Origin of the sequence: Pseudovibrio sp. W64 (genome assembly GCF_001623145.1) — a bacterium.
Lineage (GTDB): Bacteria > Pseudomonadota > Alphaproteobacteria > Rhizobiales > Stappiaceae > Pseudovibrio.
This window is the reverse complement of record NZ_LMCI01000038.1, coordinates 708,435-726,746: the sequence shown is the minus strand read 5'-3', so window position 1 is coordinate 726,746 and position 18,312 is coordinate 708,435. Positions and strand designations below refer to the sequence as shown.

Below are 18,312 nucleotides of genomic sequence, written 5' to 3'. Positions count from 1 at the left end.
GGAGTTCCCCTAGATGGGTGGGGCAACACCAGAGACCAAGCCCTTAGTCATCACAGATGCGCGTCTCATTCGTCCATAGGAGAGCAGCACATAAGCATGCTGCACAAACAAATGATCGTGGTGAATAAAGGAAAACAAACATGCCCGCTATCAATCTTACCGCCGCCTGGCAGGCCGTGCCATCAGGCGTCTGGCAACCTCAACATCAGGTCGCTGGTGTTTGGAGAGACATCGATCGCGAAACATCAATTGCCTCAATACCGTTGGTGCGATCCGCACCGGGAGCTGGTGACCGCCCGATTTCTGGTCGTTTTACTGTGCCAGTTCATTCCACCTATCAGGCGCGCGTCTCTCCGCTCTCGCCCAACCCTGTCCGCCTAAACTCTGTTTAACCGTTTAGAGGAGCGAAGCTGTATTTTTTAATGCAGCTTCTCTTCAAGCAAATTGCATCATGAGGCAGTCACTCTTATACAGATCAGAAGATTTTTCAGAATGTTCTTTTCTCCAAGGGTTCCTCATTTGAGCATATTGATTATTGCCGTTTCTGGCATGCTTGCCGGGGTATTGTCCGGCATTGTTGGCACGGGGTCATCCATCATCCTACTGCCTATTCTGGTGGCTGTGTTTGGCACCAAAGCGGCCATTCCCATCATGGCGATTGCCGCACTCATCGCCAATTGCGGGCGCGTGATTGTGTGGTGGAGTGAGATCAACTGGCGCGCGGTGTTCTTTTACGCGCTGCCGAGCATTCCCATGGCTGCTCTGGGTGCGAACCTGTTGATTGCCATACCGGAATCCGTTGGCAGCACCATCCTTGGCCTGTTCTTTCTGGTGCTCATTCCTGTGCGCTATCTGCTGCGCTCCAAAAACATCGGCTCCAAGCCAATCCACCTTGTGTTTGGCGGAACGCTCATCGGGTTCATCACCGGACTGGTCGCCTCTTCCGGCCCACTGAGCCTTGCCGTGTTTTCCTCTTTCGGCCTCGTCAAAAGCGCGTTGATCGCAACAGAAGCGGCGGCCTCCCTGTTCGTGTTCGGCTCCAAGGCCGCGGCCTTCAGCTATCTCAATGTCATGAGCACGGACATCCTCATTGGCGGGGCACTGGTGGGCGGGTCGATCACCCTCGGCACCTATGCAGCCAAAGCGATCCTGAACAAGCTCAGCTCAAAGCATCATGACCGGATGATTGATCTGGTTCTGGCGGGCTCCGGCATCTCCATGATTATGCCTTGAATATTGCAGGTCGCACCCTACAATCGGCACACTTACAGATTTAGTCTTTCTGCTCTTTCAGCCTCTGAATTCCATTGAGATATCGCGATGCTTCCTGCTGACTATATTGACCTTTACTGCGAGCGAACCGCACCGGGGTTCTGGAATGAACCGTTGAATGCGCTCAGCAATTTCAGCTTTGTTTTGGCTGCTCTGATCGCGCTTTATCTGGTGCGCAAACGGGGCAACCCGAGCATCGCAGAGCTGGTGCTGATCGCGCTTGCAGCGGCTATTGGCGTTGGCTCATTCCTGTTTCATACATTTGCAAACACATGGTCAGAGCTGGCGGACGTTGTCCCGATCTGGAGCTTTGTGGCCTTCTACATCATCACGGTGATCTATCGTGCGACCGGTGAAAATCTGTTCCGCACCTTGCGTGCCAGTGCCATTGCAGTGGGCATTACCGCCGCTATTTTCTGGTTCAGTTCGGATGCTGTACTGACTGATATCGATGCTGGTCCTGACCCGTTCAACGGCTCTCTGCAATACCTGCCAGCTATGGTCGCCCTGCTCATCGCAGCCCTGCTGATGCACCTGCGCAAGCACCCGGCCCGGGCCTATATCACGCTCACCACGGCAACCTTTGCAGTCTCTTTGATGTTCCGAACCGTGGACATGGCCCTCTGCTTTTCCGTCGCTTTCGGCACCCACTTCATGTGGCACCTGCTCAACGGCCTGATGATCGGCTTCCTCCTTGCAGCGCTGATTCTCAAGATGCCGCCACAAGGAAAGGCTCATTGATCCGGTTGCGTAATTACATTGCAAACTGGGAGAGCTCTCCACTCGCAGGACTTGGGCACACACCGTGGGCAATGACGACGAACGCTGCAAGCATCATTCTGGGCATGATCTCTCGCCTTGATAGCTCGTACCGCATCACCAACAGCATCGCTATTCACGAAAGCGCCGTGGTGGAAGATGGGGCGATGCTGAAAGACGCAGTGATCATCGGACCGAACGCCTTTGTGTCCTCCCGCAGTTATTTGCGCGGAGGAGCGTTTCTGGATGAAGGCTGCGCGGTTGGCCCGTTTTGTGAGGTAAAGTCCAGCTTCATGTTCAAAGGCTCCAAACTCGCCCATCTCGGGTTTCTGGGAGATTCCATTTTAGGCGAAAACGTCAATCTGGAAGCTGGCGTTGTTGTCGCCAATCACCGCAATGAATGGGCTGGGAAAGAGATTACGCTCCTTCAGGATGGCAACGAGATACCGACAGGTGTGACAAAATTCGGCTCCCTGATCGGTGACAACAGCAAAGTCGGTGCAAACTCAGTCCTCGCTCCTGGCACCTTGCTCAAACCAGATAGTGCCATCCCCCGCTTGTCTTCAGTCGATCAGCAGGCGAAGCAGCTCATATCTGCGAAGCTATAAGCTTGTCTCTGGCATTAAACTTTGCGCCTGACGCAATCACATTCAGAATTCTTTCCGCACACACTTCCGCACTCAGCGCCGAAGTGTCCAGCTCCAAATCATAAATCCCCGGCTTATGAACCTCTTCCTGCCAGCGAAGGACGGGTAACGGGATTTCGCCTTCCTCATTGGCCGTGAGATAGTTCCCATCACTGCCAGCTCGGCGCTGCATAATCTCTGCCAGTGGGCAAAAGACGCCGACGATCATCACGTCCAACCCTTCCAACTCCTTCAGATAATGCCCCCAGTTGCCGTCCAGCGCCGCATAGTTGTTGTGGTGGCCCAGATCAGCGATGACATCAAAGCCCAGTTCGGCATGAGCTGCGATGCTTTTGTAAAGCGCGTGATAGGAGCGGGAGATAAAGTCTTCCAGATCAGGCCTTTCCCCTCCCGGACGCAGACCTATCCCCGGTTTCATGTGTTCCGGAGTCATGTGCTTGACGACAACGTCCACACCGAGATTTATCCAGGGCTCATCTGCCTGCTTTTGCAGTGCAGATACAATGGAACTTTTGCCAGACCTCGGCGCTCCATTGAGCAACACAACCCGCCCTTGTGTCATCTGCCAACCTCCCCTTTTCGGAGAGCATAACAAACCTATAGATTAAGACAAAACCCGCTCCACCCATCAACTCCCCCTTCACTCAGCTCGTGAAATTTGCCCGAAAACCAGCGCAATCAAGGCATTATCCGGCGCGTGGTTTGCTTTGGGTTGGAGAGGGTGATGCCGGTTGAGAAGCTGAGTGTTGAGCAGCAGAGATGGGCTGAGGATTTCTATCGGCATATGTCATGGACATTTCCGGAGGATGATCTGGTTGATGGAGACGAGGAAACGGATGCCCCGGATCCTGCTGTCACTGACTTCGAGCAGATTGCAATGCTGGAGAAGAAAGTCGATGAGCTTTATGCGCAGGGCAACCTCATCAAGTTCTGCCGTGCCCTCTTTGGTGGCTTCAAGAAAGCACATAAGGCCGCGCGTCAGGCAATCACCTCTGCCAAGTCCAAAAAAACGCGCGATATCCAGCCATTTGTTGCGGAGATAAACGCAGGCATCACATCGCTTAGTTTTTATGTAAGTGAGTTTGAGGACGCGCTTGCTGTGATTGGCGACCAGATCCCATTGTTACAAAACGCCCATGGCCAGCTTCAGGAGCATCGTTTCCAGTTCATGGAATTGGCGAGCAAGCATAAGAACTACCAGAAAAAACTGCGCAGCTTTGAGAGTGCTGATCAGGATGTGCAAAAGCACTTTGACCAGATCACCACCCACCTCCGCGCGTCTCACGTGGACGACGCCAACAAGGCAATCGCCAGTTTTGAAAAGAGCCTGCTGAAGATGAAAGCGATAGTCGCGTGGTTGCAGGAAGCGCCCGCAATCCAGTCTGCGGCACCTGAGCTGGAGGCTTCGCTCAAGTTTGGCAAGAAGGTCACCAAAGCCCGTACAGACTTGCGTGCGTTTCACATCCGCTCCGGCTCGTTCAAAGACACCGAGGAACTGGTGATCTTTGAAAAACTGCATAACAGGGCGAGCGCCTACATTGTGGAAGCAGAGAAACTCTACGCCAAACGCGGATACCGCCGCGCTGAGGACATGCTTGACAATGCCAACATCACCATGACCGGGCTGGAAATTGCCTTTACCCGTGGCATCAACACAGCCGCACAGGTGGAAGGGTTCCTGCAGGATGTGAAAGAGGCTCGCAAAGAAATCGAAGGGCTGGATGCGCAAAAAGCCACGATCCAGAATCCGGAGCAGCTCCGCCACTATGAAGGCTATAGCGCCACCGCCTCAACACTTGCCATCCAGATTGAGCGGCTTCTAACCACCGGACGTGTGAAGGACGCCCGCTATATGCTGGAGGACCTGAACGCAACCATCGCCAACATGAAAATTGCGCTAGACCGTCTCAACCCGCCGCCTGAGAAGGTTAAACCAGAGCCAACCGCAGAAGCACCGCCAAGAGAACAGATTATCGAGGATGAACCTGTACAGCGTCCACGGTCAGCAAAACGTTCAAAGCGCGAGGAAGAAGCTGCCAGATACACAGCGCAGGTGGACAAGGCGAAGAAAGATATCGTCGCTATGATGGTGCTGCGTAAAAGCGCCAAGTACAAAGGCGAGCTGGCGGACTTTCTGAGTTACAAAGCCATGGCGGACGATTCAATTGCGCGGGTGGAAGAGGCCTTGAAGCAAGACAATCTGGCAGGAGCCTCCGCCAGATTACAGGATATGAAGACCGCCATGTTCACGCTGGATGCGCTGCTCAAAGAAGCCAAGGCGCAAGCTCAGGCGGATGCCGAGGGACTGCCCCCAATGCGCCCTCGGCGTTAGGGCTGCGATCAGCCCTCCCCCGCGTCCTGTTATTTTTTGCTGAGCAAGCTCATGCGGCCCATGACGTCGTGACCATCCCAGTATTTGTGCTTGAGAACAGCGGCCACGTGCACAGCGACCAGTGCCAGCAAAGACCAGGCCAGCAGCTCATGCGCTGTTGCAGTTGTGTCTTCCAGATTGATACCGGCGAAGGTTTCCATGGTTGGGAAGATCTTTGGCATACCAATGGTGAACCACTTCACACCATGACCGCCAAAATCAACCTCGGCCCATGCCACCAGCATAGTAACAAGCGGCAGAAGGTACAGACCCAGGTGACCCAGATGGGAGCCGATTTTTTCCCATGAAGTCAGGCCCGCAGGCAATGCAGGCGGTTTGTTGACCAAGCGGATAGCCACGCGCAGCAACAACAGGCCCAGCAAGGTCACGCCCATAGAGATGTGGAGGTCAAACAGGCTTTCTTCCAAGGGGGTATCTTCCAGAGAATCCAGCTTCATGATGTAGCCGGTCACCCACATGGATAAAAAGCCAAGGGCCATTAGCCAGTGAAGGATCCGGGCGGAGCGCACATATTGTTGATCAGTCATAGTTTCTGCCAGTTCTTCTTATGGCAGCAACTTGTTGTTTGCAGTTGTGCTTCAGGCGCGTCTTAAACGCCGCCTGGTTGCCGCCTCATAACCCCGGCACCTCACCACGCTATCCTGAAGTTAACCTGAAACTTTGAGTAAAGTTTGCACCGCAAAGCTCCGAAATCCGCCTTTAAGCCTCTTCCACACCGCAACACCGGCCAGACCCTGTTGCGCGGTCGGCACTTTGGGTGAGCTGGTAAACGTCGACGAGGGTTTGCACTTCCAGTTTGGTGAGGACGTTGTGGCGGTGGATTTCTACGGTTTTGACGCTAAGGCCTAATGCATTGGCAATGCTTTTGTTTTGCAGGCCTTGTGCCAAATACTCCATCACCTCACGCTCGCGGTTGGTGAGCCGGTCTACCTTCACTTTGGCCTGCGCTGTCAGGCAGCATTGGCTGGCGCGGTTTCGGGTCTCTGTGATCAGGTCTTGCAGTTTGTCGAGCAGGCCTTGCTCATCGAACGGCTTTTCCAACACATCGACGGCGCCAAGGCTCATGGCACGCACACCATCACGCAGGTTCGCAAAGGCGGAGATGACGATCACCGGCAAGTGCTGGCCCGAGGCACGCAGCTTCTCTAAAAGTCCGAGGCCACTGGTGCCGGGGATGCGCATGTCGGTGATGATGACGCCAACGCAAGGGCGTAGATCAGAACTCAGAAAATCATCAGCACGCTCAAAATCAACAGCCTTCAACCCGACGGACTCTACCAGACACACCAGCGCTTCCCGCATGGCATCATCATCATCAATAATGATGATCACAGGCTCAGCCTCTGGTCCATAAAGCGGTTTAACTGGTTGTTGTGTCATGATTTCCCTCAGGTTGTGAGCGGCTCAATGGCAGCCTCACTGTTGCGCATGTACCTGCCTCAAGCATCGGTTTCAGGGTCAACTCCCCTTCGTGGCTGTCAACAATGCTAAGCGCAGTGGCCAGCCCCAAGCCCAGACTGCCCTTGCAGGAATAAAACGGCTCAAACACCTTCTCCTCCAGCTCTTTTGGAATACCAGCCCCTTGATCGCACACCCTAAGCTCACAGGCTTCTGCGGTCTGTTCCAGTTGAATGGAGATCACTCCGTCCTCAAGGCCAGCTTCCACCGTAGCATCAAGCGCGTTTTGCAGCAGAACCACCATGACCTGCCGCAATTGCACATCATCACAGCAGACGAACACCGGCTCATGGGGTGAGTGCCATTGCAGCTGACAGGCATGCTTGGCGGCGAAGGTGCGCATCAGCATCACCGTTTCATCCACCAAATCGCGCAGGTCCACACGCCGCCGCGCCTCTGGCTGCTTGTTGAGGAAGCTGCGCATGGAGTTGATGAAATCGGAGGCCCGATTGGCTTGCTCGGAGATGCGGGTCAGTTGTTTTTGCAGCGTTTCTTCATCTGCCGTACCACGGTCCAACCGCTGCCGCAGGCTGTGGGCGAAGGTGGAGATGGCCCCAAGCGGTTGCTTGAGGTCATGCGCCAGACTGCCCGCGAGGATGTTCATGGAAGACACTCGCCCGGCATGGGCCAGCTCGCTCTCCAACATCAGGTTGCGTTGCAGGGCGTTCGCCAGCTTGTCACTTGCCGTTTCCAGCTGGCGCGAGCGGCGGCGGACCAGAAATTCCACGTGCCCCACATGCAGCAGAAAAGCTCCGCTGAGCAGGATAATCACGCCAAGCAGAAAGTAGTTCCGCTCCACCCAGTCCTTCAGGATCTGCCGCAGGTCCTTGTTGTAGGGATAGAGCGCCAGATCGCGGTAGACCCGCTCAACCGCAGCATAGGAAACCGGTGCGATCCAGTTGGCGTGGCCGAGCCATTCATCCGTGCAGGCGCCATCCGGCATAGAAAGCAGGGCCTGCGTGATGCGTGTTGCCAGTTGAGGCGAGACGCCAGGCACCTTCAAAAACGCCCAACCTGGATAAAGTTCCGTGGTTCTGGCACAGGCGAACTCCGGGTCATACTGCTGACCCAACACGCGGATTTGCGTTTTGTCCAGCTTGCCAGCCGCACTCATGCTCTCCAACAGACAGGCGCGGACAATGCCGATCTGCACGTCTCCCTTGACCACCGCTTCCACCACCGTTTGCTGCGGAAACCCCAGTGGTTTAACGCGCAAGTCAGGCTCATCACCAAGGCTCTGCTGCAAGCTGTGTTTGGCAGCAAGATATCCGCCAAAAGCTTCTGTCGAGACCACGCCCGCACTTGCGCCTTTCAGCTTTGTCAGGCCCGTGATGCCACTGTCCGTTCGCGTAAAAATCACCGACCCGAGGTCGTGCATCTCATTCTTATTGACGTGAGAGCGAGCACTGGCGATGCGGCTGACGCCCGCAATCCGTTCCAACTGAAACGAGTGGCCGGGATTGGTGATGATGAAGTCCAGCTGGTCGGCCTGTTCAGCGATTTGTTGAAGGGTCAGAGGCAGATAGGAGAACTCCACATCCGGCAGTTCACGTTGTAAATGCTCAATAGTCGGCGCCCATGTGCGCTGGGTTTCCAAACTGCCGCGATAGGACAGAATGCCAACACGCACCATATCAGAGCGCGCAAACACCGGACTGGCCGTCAGCTGGAGTACAACCAGCACAGCAAGAAAAAGTACAACACAAACAATGCGCTGAAGAAAGCCTCGCATGCAGCAGTTCCCAGGCTCAACGTATATTAGATAATCCGAAACAAACAGCGATCCTGCCGAATTGCAATAGGTATTTCACCTAGGGCGACGAAGCGCGGCAGGTTGTACCGCTTCTGCATTTACTTGGGGCCTGCCCTGTAGTTTACTCTGGGGAATGAAACTTTCACCTCTGCTGATTTTGAACACTCTGTCATTTACTGCAATCTATTAGGACCAGAACACCATATGATCGGCTATATCACTTTAGGTACCAACGACTTAGACCGTGCCTGTGCATTTTACGACGCCATTTTTGGGAAGATGGGTGCAACACGGGTCTTTGAAAACAACCGGCTCTATGCCTGGAGCTTTGGCGAGGGCAAACCGCTCATCGTCCTCAACACACCTTATGATGGCGAAGACGCATCCGTTGGCAACGGCACCATGGTGGCTTTGCGGGTGGAGGATCGCGAAACCGTCGAGAGCCTGCATACACTCGCCCTGCAACTGGGTGGCAAAGATGAAGGCCCTCCCGGTCCGCGAGGTGAAGCATTTTATGGGGCTTACTGCCGCGATCTGGATGGCAACAAGCTCAACTTCCACTGCTAACGGCCTTCAGATGTATCACAAAGCACAAAGGATTTGGCGAACCTGCGTAAACATGGCATTGGAATGATTATTCAGAGATTTCAAGTGCTCATACGGAAGGCCGCCAATGCTACGTTCTCTTCTTCTCACCGCGACTTGCGCAGTTTCGCTGCTGTCTCCTCTTGGTGCACAGGCTGATGAAGCAGAGAACGCCTTTGTGGAGGCCAACATCCTGTCGATCTTTTACCACGAGGTTGGCCATGCGGTGATCGACCAGATGCAGGTGCCGATCTTCGGGCAGGAGGAAGACGCCGCAGATGTGCTCTCCGTGCTGATGATTGACTGGCTCTATGAGGAAGAGGCCGCGCAGGAGCTCGCCTTTGACAGCGCATTTGGCTACATCAACGATCCCGAAGGGGAAGAAGAGGTGGCGTGGTGGGATCTGCATGGACCTGATCAGCAGCGCTACTACAACCATATCTGCCTGTTTTATGGGGCAGATCCGGATAAACGTGCTGAGTTGGCTACAGACCTGGAGCTGCCGGAAGACCGGGCAGAAATGTGCCCGTTTGAGTACGAGCAAGCTGCCAGCAGTTGGGGCGCTGTGTTTGATGAGATGAAGCCGGGCTCCGGCGTTGCGATGACTTTTCAAGCGGGGACTGGCGCGGACGCCGAGGTCATCAATCTCGTGCTTTCTGAGGAAATCAAAAGCCTGAAAGACGACATGTCTCTGCCCAACGAGGTCATCGTAAAGGTGGAAAGCTGTGGTGAGCCGAACGCGTTTTACGATCCTGAGGAGGTCTCCATCTCCTTCTGCACCGAGTTCATCCCGCACCTGAGATCCCTCTATCAGTCCAATCTGCGGAACTGATGTGCTTGTGTACTGGGGGTCATAACTTGAGCCCCAGTTTGCTGATCCAACTGTGGCGCATATCTCGAAGAGTCCATTTCAGCTCATCACTCGGGATGAAATACCCGCCGATGCCAGAGGAAAACAGCAGGTCATACGTGCGCTCGGTAGATTTGTGCAGCGCCTGCTCAACCTCATCAGCAGAGCCCTCCGGCTTAATGGGGATCATCATGCAGATGGTGTCGGGCTCTTGCTCAATCACCTCAACGCGTACGCCTGCATCAAACTCATAACCCGTTGTTTCGCCAAGCGTTCCTTTCGGATCTGCAATCAGGCGCTGGCGATACGCAGGATCGTTGATCATCCGTCGGTAGTCTTGCTCCGCAAAATCGCTGTTGTCGCGGTCTGTCATGCTTCCCTCTCCCCTTTCACGATGGAAGAGCGGATGCCAAGCAGCTTGACCTTGTTGTAAACCGAAGCAACCCAGACAAACATATCTCCGCTGGACCACAAATCCAATTGGTTGAGATCCAATGTTGTATCAAGTGCACCCTCTTGTTTGGCAGGGGGAATAGTCAGATAAAGCGTGTCTTTACGCTGCTGGAGGATCCGGACTTTAACGCTGGGATCAACCTTCACTCCCAGCTCCTTAAGCGCAGCAGCTGCATCGCGCTGCGCCAGTTTCGCGAATGCCGGATCCTCCCACATGCGCTGGGTCAACAACAACTCAAAGTCTCTTTCCATTGCTGCTCTTCCTGTTTGACTGCACAAGATCAGAGAGAGCCTAAAGGCAGGACCTTAAGTCTTCGTGGTAACAAGTCTTGCATCTGAGAGGATGGCTTCAATCACTGCTTTTGCTTCTCTTTGTTCCTCAGCGATATGGTCTTTTCTGGCGTAGTAGAGCGTGCGAACTGCCTTCCAGAGAGCCCAGCCTATGGCGCGATCCCAGGTATTTTGGTCGATGTTGACCGCGGTTTTGAAAATCTCGCGATTGACGCCGGAAAAGAACTTCCAGGTGATAACTAAGTCGCAGGCGGGATCGCCAACCGTGCATAAGCCAAAATCAATGACGGCACTGAGGCGGCCATCCCGTGTGAGGATATTCCCGTTTGAGAGGTCTCCCTGCACCCAGACTGCGGGCTTCTCCCATTTGGACCGAAGCGCTTGCTCCCAGATCATCAGCGCTGCGTCGGCATCAATCAGGTCAGTCACACCAGAAAGGCAAAAACGGGTCTCCTCATCATAGACGCTGAGGTCACCGCCACGGTGGCAGTTGTGCTCTCCGGCTTCCGGCGCTCCTGTGGTATCGACAGCCCAGAGCGCATGCAGGAAGGTCGCGAGATCTCTCGCAAACTCGTTCATATCACGGATAGAATGAGCAGAGGCTATCTCTCCCTCGATCCAGCGATAGACCGACCACGGATATGGGTAATCTGCATTTGGTTTGCCAAGGGCAGCAGGTGCAGGAACCGCCACGGGCAGGTGTTTTGCCAGGTTAGGCAGCCAGTTAAACTCCTTCTCGACCTGCGGAACATAGCCCGCAGCAGACGGCAAACGCACCTTCAGCTCATTGCCAAGGCGGAACGTGTTGTTGTCCCAGCCATCCTTCTCAACACGCTTGAGAGGCAGGGCGGCCCACGCGGGGAACTGCTCATCAAGCATCTTGCGCACCACCTCGGGCGCTATCGTCAAACGGCCATCACTCATTGAAACTCGCAATCACACATAAAAATCAGCATAAAAAAAGGCGCGGTCGGAACCGCACCTTCAAGAAAGCAGAACTGAGTGTGTTTGCGAAGGGAAAGCCACAAAACCGGAGTAATCCCTTGAAAACTGTCGCTTTAAAGAAACACTAGGCGACGAACATCAGATAAAGGCCAAACAGCGCTGTAACCGCACCAAGCGCGCGCAGGAACATGCGTCCGCTGTTCCATTCGGTCAACGAGCCAAGCCCGATGCCGGATAAGCCAAGCGCGAAAGAGGAAACGGAAAAGCCGAGCGCATAGATCAACAGGCTGCTCGCGTTCGCCTCAGTGGCATGCGCCGCACCATGGAACACAGCAAACACGCCAACAATCAGCGCACCCACCACCACAGGCAGTTTCAGAGCGAACGCCACCAGCAGGCCGATCACGATGACAGACACCAGAATACCCGTCTCCACATACGGTACAACAACGCCCATGTAACGAGCCCAGAATGCCATGAACATGACCAGCGTGAACACCAGCGGCCAGACAAGGCGCTTCTTAAGCAGAACCAGCGCAGCCCAAACACCAACACCGACCATGGTGAGGATGTGGTCCAGCCCGCCAAGCGGGTGCCAGAGGCCGTGAAGGAAGTCCGCTTTGGCCTGTGCCGTGGAAAATGCGGCAGCCTGAGCGGGCAGAGCAATCAATATCAATACTGCCAGAAGACCCGTTAAACCGGCAGTTTCTCTCAATTTCATCAGTGTAATTTCCAATATTGAGCGCGCGACGCCACGCGCAGTCTATGTCGTCAGGTATGGTGCAGGGTGACCGCACAAGGTGACGCCAAACTGACTTGTTTTCGGTGATCAAGCAATCAAACCGCGTTCTTTTGGGAAAATCACACCGGATTGCTTGTAGAAAACATCATTGGAACTACTCAGTGAGAATGCAGCAGTAAAAAAGGGAGCCTGTGAGGCCCCCTTGGTGAGTGTCTTAATGGGTCATCAGAACCGGGATCTTCATATCGTGCAGCACGCGGCGCGTTGCCCCGCCAAACAGGTATTGCGCCAACCGGCTGTGGCCGTATCCGCCCATCACCAGCATATCCGCGTTGAAACGTTCCACCGTGCTCAGCAGAGCTGCTGAAACGGAACCGGAGACGTTGCTCATCACTTCCAGATGGATATTGACGCCATGGCGCTCGAAGTAACTACGAATATCCGTTAGTTCTGAATGCTTTGGCTCGTCATGCGGCGTGATCATCACAACAGAAACAGTGTCTGCATTTTGCAACATAGACATAGAGGCATGCGCTGCGTTGGAGGCAGGGCCGGAGCCATCCCATGCCACAGCTATGTTTTTGGGCGCAAACGATTTTTCATGGGCGTGCGGCACAATGAGCGTCGCGACACCAGTGTCAAACACCATCGCCTCAATCATGGCAGCACGCATCGGTTCCGGCTTGGCAGGATCATCCTGTCGTATCACGGTAACATCACTCAAACGCCCCAGATGCATCAGCTCGTCAAACGTGCCGCCAAGGGTGATGTCTGTGACGCGCGTTTCGCCATCTATGCCCGCACCGTCAAAGTGTTTTGCGAAGCCCTCCAATGACTTATTGAGTGTCGCGGCGGACTGCTCCTGCAAGCGCAGTTCATAGTCTGGCGGCATTGGCCCGGCGGTGCACAGGTAATAGGAGGTCTCGTAGTTGGGCACGACGCCAATCAGATAGGCATCTGTCAGCTTGGAGAGTTCAACGGCAACGCGGGATGCAACCTGATCACCGGACGTGTCGGTAAGGGTGACGACTGTTTTGATAGACATATCTGAACCTCCAATTGACCCAATTCATGAAGCGCAGAATGCGAAAAGCACCCACCTGAAGGTCGAGTTGCCAAGAATACCCTTCCCGCCTCATAGAGTGATAGTTGGCCCCAAACAGCCGCAAGTAAATTGGGTGCTATACTTAGCCGCCTACGAAATATTATAACCCTACGTATGCACAATAACCTTAAGTCAACCTATGATAAACATAGACGAACAGAACAACAGACAGATTTTTACATTTTGAATATTTAAAGACAAACAGCACAAAACTGCCCTATTGTGCAGCCTGTCTGGTGGATTTCAACGGAATCGGCATAAATTGAAATGTATCCAACTCATTGGATTTGCGTTTCTTTTTCTAAAGCCGAGCATCTGTGTTGAGGGCATTTTTGAATAATCTATAGTTTCAAAATGAGCTCGGACGAACCAGTTGAACCGGACATTCCAATTCCCGAACTCGAAAGCCTTTTTGATACGAGCATTCGTGTGTTTTTGGAAAAGGGGATTAAAGCTGCCACGATGAAAGACGTGTCGGAGGCGGTGGGCGTTTCTCTTGCCGCTCTGGAAGGCCGATTTACATCAAAGCGGAGAAAGGCCTCTTCTGGCTGACGCTTATCGATCTTGGCTACGTGGATAAAGAGCTCTGGGAGCAGTTTCAGGGGCTGCAGTTCAATTGGGAAGATCAGATCCGCGACAAGCTCGTTCAATGCCAGAATGAACTCAAAGGACCGGGCGAGATCGAGCTGCTAACCGGGTACTTTATGCTCATTTTTGAAGGGCTCTACGAGATGGTAAAGTTCGGCATGCCCGAGGAGAAGATCTTCAAACTTATCGAGGTTTCACTGGAAGCTTTGGGGAGTAGAATGAAGACAGGTGGGCGGTAAAAGCCGGTACTTGCCAGCGTTTTGTAGGTAGCCCAATGGAGGCGTCATTGACGCCCCCATTTCAGTGCACAGTGAGGAGTGTATCTTTATTTTGCAGTTGCACTGAGGGCATTGCCCAGGGCGAACACGGATGCGAACAGCAGGACAATATCTTTCAAAAGGAACTGCCCCGGAATAACGGAGATCGCCAGCACGCCAGTGTCCGGAATGAACACGCCCGGCGTGGAAAAGAAGAAGCTGAAGGTCAACAGAAACGTGCCGATAGCACCAAGCGCACCGAAGACCGCGAATTTAGGCGCGAAGAAGCGGGTGGTGAGTAAAGCCGCGATGGTCAGCTCGGTAAGTCCGATGAGTTTGGACACAGCTCCTTCGGACAGGAATGAGTAAAGCCATCCAAGAAAGGGAGAATTCTCGACCAGTCCGCGAATTGCTCCGGCCTCATAAGCCGTAAACTTCATGCCACCAAACCAAAGGAACACGAGAATAAGGGCGGCGAAGATTCCGTTTTTCGCAATATCGGAGAACAAAGCACCCAGGGCAGCGTTGTCATCTGATTGAGTGGCAGGCGCGTGAGTAAGATCAGTCATTTCAACCTCCTGTGTTGAATTTGGTAGTGTGTTGCGGCGGGTCTTGCCAGCCTGTGCACTTAGGTATATGTATTACGGACCGATGTGTCCATAATGAATTACGGACCGATCGGTAACATTGTTGTGAGCGGGAATTAATGTGATGGCGAGACCTCGGGAATTTGACCCCCAAACTGCGTTGGACAGAATACAGAGAGCTTTTTGGGAAAAAGGCTATCATGGCACCTCCATGCAGGACCTGGAGAGGATAACCGAGCTGAAGAAGCAGTCGCTCTACCGGGAGTTTGGTAATAAAGACGCCATGTACGCGCGGGCGCTGAAGCTCTACCACGAGCGAGATATCACCCATCTGGCACAGGTCATCTGCCGGGCACCCAACGCAAAACAACGGTTTCTAGATTTGTTTGAGGCTGTGCTGGAGCCAGTGCGCAACGGCGACCGCAGCGGTTGCTTCCTGTGCAACTCCGCAATTGAGCACGCCCATGATGATCAGCAGATCCAGCTCAACGCGCAGGAAGGTATCCAGAGCACGCAAGACCTGTTCAACACTGCTTTGGCCGTCTCCGAGCCATACAAGAGTGATGATGCTTTGCGAAAGCAAAAGTCCATTCTATTGGCTGCAGGTTACTTCGGCCTGCGCGTCATGGTGCGCGGTGGCACGCCCTTGGCAGAGCTGGAAGAGACAGTCACCGTTCTGGTCGACACCATTTAGATGGGCGAGATTTGCTTAACAGGCGCAGTTATGTAGGCGTCGCCTCACTTTATAATTTCAGGATACTTTAAATGGCTGGTTATGTTCTTCACCACTACAATATTATCGACAGGTCGCGCATTGAGGAACTCGGCCCCAGATCCCTTCCTATTATCGAAAAATATGGTGGCGAGTTGATCGTCGCAAGCCCAATGAAAACCCTTGCGGGGCCAACATCCTACACGAATATGGTGATGTACAGGTTCGAGAGTTTTGAGGCTGCTGTGACCTTCTACAATTCAGAAGAAATGATCGAGCTTAGAAAGTTCAGCAGCCAGGTCATCGAGGGATTTGCGACCGTTATCCCGGGTCATTCGGAAACAGAAAGCGTTGTGAAGTCAGGCTATTTCACGAGATGACCTCACATCGCAGATGAAGCGAGGGATAGGTGCAAGCCGCTATATCCCGGCATAAAAAAAGGCTGGCAAAGCGTGTAACTTCACCAGCCTGATTTATCGTTAGGTTACAGCCTTATACGGACTGTACCTTGTACAGGAAGTCGTCGATCTGCTCGCGCAGGTCAACAACCTCTTGCCGCACGGACAATGCGGTTTTGGAGACAAGATCAGAGGACTGGTTGGTCTTCTCTGCTGCTTGCGCTACCAGCACCATGTTTTCAGAAACGTTCTGCGTGCCCGTCGCTGCCTGATGCACGTTTTCAGTGATCTCAGCAGTGGCCGCGCCCTGTTGCTCAACAGAGGCCGCAATGTTGGATGCAAACTCGTTGACCTGCCGGATGCTGGAGGTGATTTCCTGAATAGCTTCAACGGCATCCTTGGAAGAACCCTGAATCTCCGCAATCTGCTGGGAGATCTCTTCAGTCGCCTTTGAGGTCTGGCTCGCCAGCTCCTTCACTTCGGTTGCCACAACGGCAAAACCCTTACCCATCTCACCCGCACGGGCCGCTTCAATAGTCGCGTTGAGCGCCAGCAAGTTGGTTTGCTCGGCAATATCCTGAATGAGATTGACCACCTCGCCAATGCGTTGCGCCGTGCCGTCCAGATCCAGCACCTTGGTGTTGGTTGCCTGCACTGCATCGTTGGTTTGGGTGATCACCTTGTTGGTGCGGGCGATCTGCTGTGCGATCTCTTCAATGGAGGTTGAAAGCTCCTCAGAAGCAGAGGCCACCGTTTGCACATTCGCCGTTGCCTCTTCTGAGGCTGCAGAGGTTGCTGTGGTTTGGACGGTTGTGTTTTCGGCAATATCCGCCAGTTCTTTAGAGGTCTGCTCCAGCTCGTCAAACCGGCCGTGAATGATCGTCAGAGCGTTTTCTGCAGTGCCGGAGAATGCCTCAATCAGCTTGGCCGATTGCTTCTGACGCTCCGCCTCGCGCAAATGCTCTTTCTCGGCCTCGGACTGCAAGCTCTGGCGTTCAGAGACCGCAGTTACAAACACTTTCAATGCGTTAGCCATCTGGCCGATTTCGTCAGAGCGGCCAGTGTACTGCACCTCATCGGAAACATTGCCATCAGCAAGAGACTGCATGCGGTGTGTCAGGTTGACGATTGGGCGGGCAATGGAATTGCCGATGAACCATAAGATGATGCAACCAATCAGGCCGGAAACCACTGCGGCGATCAACGCCATATCGCGGGTGTTACGGGCACCAGCTGTCAGCTCTTCAGTGGTGACGGACATACCGGCAAACCAGTACTGATCCGTCGTACCCAGTTGAAACTTCTCAAAAATAAACAGGCGGTCACCGACTTCTTGCACGTTCGCTTTGTCGCGGACGCCGTTCATGATGTTCTCAATAACCGGACGGACTTTCTCGCCTAAAATAGAGCGGTCGCTGTGGCTGACCCAGAGCCCGTCTTCGCTGACCACTGCCAGACGGCCAGTGTCATAGAAGTTGGCGGCACCCATTTTTTCTTGCAGCTTGTCGAAATCAACATCGATCACCACAACACCAACGGCCTCGCCTTTTGCGTTCAGGATTGGGTCCAGAACGGAAGCCGAGAGGATTTTTTTGCCTTCAACATCAAAGGTGTAAGGCTCGGTCACAAATTGGCTTTTCTGCTGTATCGTCCTGCGCATACGCCGCTGAACATCAGCACGGCCAATGTCTGCTGTCAGGGACTGAACACTGCCATTTTCTATGTAGAAGTAGGGAACGAACTGGCCTGTGTCAGAAGCGTACTTCTTGCCAACGTAATCAGCATCTTTGCCTGCAACATCCGGCTGCAGGAAGACGGCGATGCCGAGGATGTCGGTTGTGCCGCGCAGGGCTGCTTCTGTCATGAGCGCGATGTTGGTGCGCGAAGCGTCTCCGCTGTCGATCTCAGCGCCGTAAGTGCGTGCAAGTGTTGTGGAAATTACCTGCGACTCTTTTAAAAGATCCTGCGCTGTGACAGCCAGTCCGGATGCAACCGAGTTGAATAATGCGCGGCTGTCTTGCTCAGCCGTTTGCATGCTGAGGTAGGTTCCGATCGAAATTACGAGCGATGAGGCAACGAGAAGAACCGCTGCTGATGCGCTGACAATGCGATGACTTAGTTTCATTTTCTGCTTCGCCATACTGTAGAAATCAGTACGGGTTCCGCCATCTCTCACTCATATGATGCTGGTTTCAACCACCTCTGGTTGATTAACCCTCTCCTTGCGTAAATACAACAGTCACTATTATTATAGTTTTGTTAATATTTAACTGAATTTATCATCACAATACATAATAGAGATAAGCTTAAATCAGTTTATACCCCTGACAGAGAACCCGTTTTATTGGAGACTACTAAAATAGAACTGGGATCACTATTAGGGTTTATCCATAAGTGCATAATACACATTTTGGAATTAATCTTGGAAAAACTCAAAACTAAGGCGGTACTAGTACCTATATCTTTCACTCAGGGCATCTCATCAACGGCAGGTTGCCGCCACAACTCCGCTGCATGT

The 18,312-nt window shown here is 53.5% G+C and carries 22 protein-coding genes; 11 read left to right on the top strand and 11 right to left on the bottom strand.

Annotation, left to right across the window (positions count from 1 at the left end; translation table 11 throughout):
- The first annotated feature begins 140 nt into the window (after positions 1–140).
- The 4 genes from PsW64_RS19955 (at position 141) to PsW64_RS19940 (ending at position 2,639) form a co-directional block, all read left to right on the top strand.
- Positions 141–392: a hypothetical protein gene (locus PsW64_RS19955; protein ID WP_063292918.1), complete on the top strand. Its 252-nt coding sequence runs from the start codon at positions 141–143 to the stop codon at positions 390–392.
- Positions 393–519: 127 nt separating this feature from the next.
- Positions 520–1,233 (top strand): sulfite exporter TauE/SafE family protein, encoded by a 714-nt coding sequence (locus tag PsW64_RS19950; RefSeq protein WP_193757830.1) that lies wholly within the window; start codon positions 520–522, stop codon positions 1,231–1,233.
- An 87-nt stretch (positions 1,234–1,320) separates the two neighbouring features.
- Positions 1,321–2,013, top strand: a complete 693-nt coding sequence (locus PsW64_RS19945) for a ceramidase domain-containing protein (protein WP_063304704.1) — start codon at positions 1,321–1,323, stop codon at positions 2,011–2,013.
- Entirely contained in the window at positions 2,010–2,639 is a 630-nt protein-coding gene (locus PsW64_RS19940) for a hypothetical protein (protein ID WP_063304703.1), read from the top strand. The genes PsW64_RS19945 and PsW64_RS19940 overlap by 4 nt, the downstream gene beginning before the upstream one ends.
- Here PsW64_RS19940 and PsW64_RS19935 read toward each other — a convergent pair.
- Positions 2,620–3,240, bottom strand: coding sequence for a chloramphenicol phosphotransferase CPT family protein (locus PsW64_RS19935; protein ID WP_063304702.1), 621 nt, complete (start codon positions 3,238–3,240; stop codon positions 2,620–2,622). The two genes, PsW64_RS19940 and PsW64_RS19935, sit on opposite strands and share 20 nt — an antisense overlap.
- A 162-nt stretch (positions 3,241–3,402) precedes the next feature.
- On the opposite strand from PsW64_RS19935, the gene PsW64_RS19930 reads away from it, so the two are divergent.
- Positions 3,403–5,010 (top strand): hypothetical protein, encoded by a 1,608-nt coding sequence (locus tag PsW64_RS19930; RefSeq protein WP_063304701.1) that lies wholly within the window; start codon positions 3,403–3,405, stop codon positions 5,008–5,010.
- Positions 5,011–5,039: 29 nt separating this feature from the next.
- On the opposite strand, the gene PsW64_RS19925 is transcribed toward PsW64_RS19930, so the two are convergent.
- The 3 genes from PsW64_RS19925 to PsW64_RS19915 form a co-directional block, all read right to left on the bottom strand.
- Positions 5,040–5,597: a cytochrome b gene (locus PsW64_RS19925; RefSeq protein ID WP_063287933.1), complete on the bottom strand. Its 558-nt coding sequence runs from the start codon at positions 5,595–5,597 to the stop codon at positions 5,040–5,042.
- Positions 5,598–5,769: 172 nt separating this feature from the next.
- Positions 5,770–6,450, bottom strand: a complete 681-nt coding sequence (locus PsW64_RS19920) for a response regulator transcription factor (protein WP_063304700.1) — start codon at positions 6,448–6,450, stop codon at positions 5,770–5,772.
- The gene (locus PsW64_RS19915) at positions 6,431–8,260 is read right to left on the bottom strand and encodes a sensor histidine kinase (protein ID WP_063304699.1); all 1,830 of its coding nucleotides are present in this window, start codon (positions 8,258–8,260) and stop codon (positions 6,431–6,433) included. The genes PsW64_RS19920 and PsW64_RS19915 overlap by 20 nt, the downstream gene beginning before the upstream one ends.
- A 225-nt stretch (positions 8,261–8,485) precedes the next feature.
- Here PsW64_RS19915 and PsW64_RS19910 point away from each other — a divergent pair, with 225 nt between their 5' ends.
- Positions 8,486–8,848, top strand: coding sequence for a VOC family protein (locus PsW64_RS19910; RefSeq protein ID WP_063304698.1), 363 nt, complete (start codon positions 8,486–8,488; stop codon positions 8,846–8,848).
- 106 nt (positions 8,849–8,954) lie between these two features.
- On the top strand, positions 8,955–9,698 hold the full coding sequence (locus PsW64_RS19905) for a DUF4344 domain-containing metallopeptidase (protein ID WP_063304697.1): 744 nt from the start codon (positions 8,955–8,957) through the stop codon (positions 9,696–9,698).
- Between the two features lie 19 nt (positions 9,699–9,717).
- Here the strand turns inward: PsW64_RS19905 and PsW64_RS19900 are convergent, their stop codons facing one another.
- From PsW64_RS19900 to PsW64_RS19880, 5 genes are all read right to left on the bottom strand, one after another.
- Positions 9,718–10,089, bottom strand: coding sequence for a nitrile hydratase subunit alpha (locus tag PsW64_RS19900; protein ID WP_057462313.1), 372 nt, complete (start codon positions 10,087–10,089; stop codon positions 9,718–9,720).
- On the bottom strand, positions 10,086–10,421 hold the full coding sequence (locus PsW64_RS19895) for a hypothetical protein (protein WP_057462312.1): 336 nt from the start codon (positions 10,419–10,421) through the stop codon (positions 10,086–10,088). Before PsW64_RS19895 ends, PsW64_RS19900 begins: the two co-directional genes overlap by 4 nt.
- A 54-nt stretch (positions 10,422–10,475) precedes the next feature.
- Positions 10,476–11,384 (bottom strand): aminoglycoside phosphotransferase family protein, encoded by a 909-nt coding sequence (locus PsW64_RS19890; protein WP_063304696.1) that lies wholly within the window; start codon positions 11,382–11,384, stop codon positions 10,476–10,478.
- Between the two features lie 145 nt (positions 11,385–11,529).
- Positions 11,530–12,126 (bottom strand): HupE/UreJ family protein, encoded by a 597-nt coding sequence (locus PsW64_RS19885; RefSeq protein WP_063304695.1) that lies wholly within the window; start codon positions 12,124–12,126, stop codon positions 11,530–11,532.
- 235 nt (positions 12,127–12,361) lie between these two features.
- Complete coding sequence (locus PsW64_RS19880; RefSeq protein ID WP_063304694.1) at positions 12,362–13,192, bottom strand: universal stress protein; 831 nt, start codon at positions 13,190–13,192, stop codon at positions 12,362–12,364.
- A gap of 414 nt (positions 13,193–13,606) precedes the next feature.
- Between PsW64_RS19880 and PsW64_RS28010 the strand changes: the two genes are divergently transcribed.
- Entirely contained in the window at positions 13,607–13,804 is a 198-nt protein-coding gene (locus tag PsW64_RS28010) for a helix-turn-helix domain-containing protein (RefSeq protein ID WP_208980899.1), read from the top strand.
- A 20-nt stretch (positions 13,805–13,824) separates the two neighbouring features.
- Positions 13,825–14,079 carry a hypothetical protein gene (locus tag PsW64_RS28005; RefSeq protein WP_208980898.1) on the top strand — a complete coding sequence of 85 codons (255 nt, stop codon included), beginning with the start codon at positions 13,825–13,827 and terminating at the stop codon, positions 14,077–14,079.
- A gap of 86 nt (positions 14,080–14,165) precedes the next feature.
- On the opposite strand, the gene PsW64_RS19870 is transcribed toward PsW64_RS28005, so the two are convergent.
- Positions 14,166–14,666 (bottom strand): DUF417 family protein, encoded by a 501-nt coding sequence (locus tag PsW64_RS19870; protein WP_063287922.1) that lies wholly within the window; start codon positions 14,664–14,666, stop codon positions 14,166–14,168.
- A 142-nt stretch (positions 14,667–14,808) separates the two neighbouring features.
- Here PsW64_RS19870 and PsW64_RS19865 point away from each other — a divergent pair, with 142 nt between their 5' ends.
- Positions 14,809–15,378, top strand: coding sequence for a TetR/AcrR family transcriptional regulator (locus PsW64_RS19865; RefSeq protein WP_208980897.1), 570 nt, complete (start codon positions 14,809–14,811; stop codon positions 15,376–15,378).
- A 71-nt stretch (positions 15,379–15,449) separates the two neighbouring features.
- A complete protein-coding gene (locus tag PsW64_RS19860) occupies positions 15,450–15,776 on the top strand; it encodes a DUF1330 domain-containing protein (RefSeq protein ID WP_063304692.1) in 327 nt (108 codons plus the stop codon).
- 112 nt (positions 15,777–15,888) lie between these two features.
- Here PsW64_RS19860 and PsW64_RS19855 read toward each other — a convergent pair whose 3' ends face one another.
- Positions 15,889–17,919 carry a methyl-accepting chemotaxis protein gene (locus tag PsW64_RS19855; RefSeq protein WP_208980896.1) on the bottom strand — a complete coding sequence of 677 codons (2,031 nt, stop codon included), beginning with the start codon at positions 17,917–17,919 and terminating at the stop codon, positions 15,889–15,891.
- Positions 17,920–18,312: the final 393 nt, after the last annotated feature.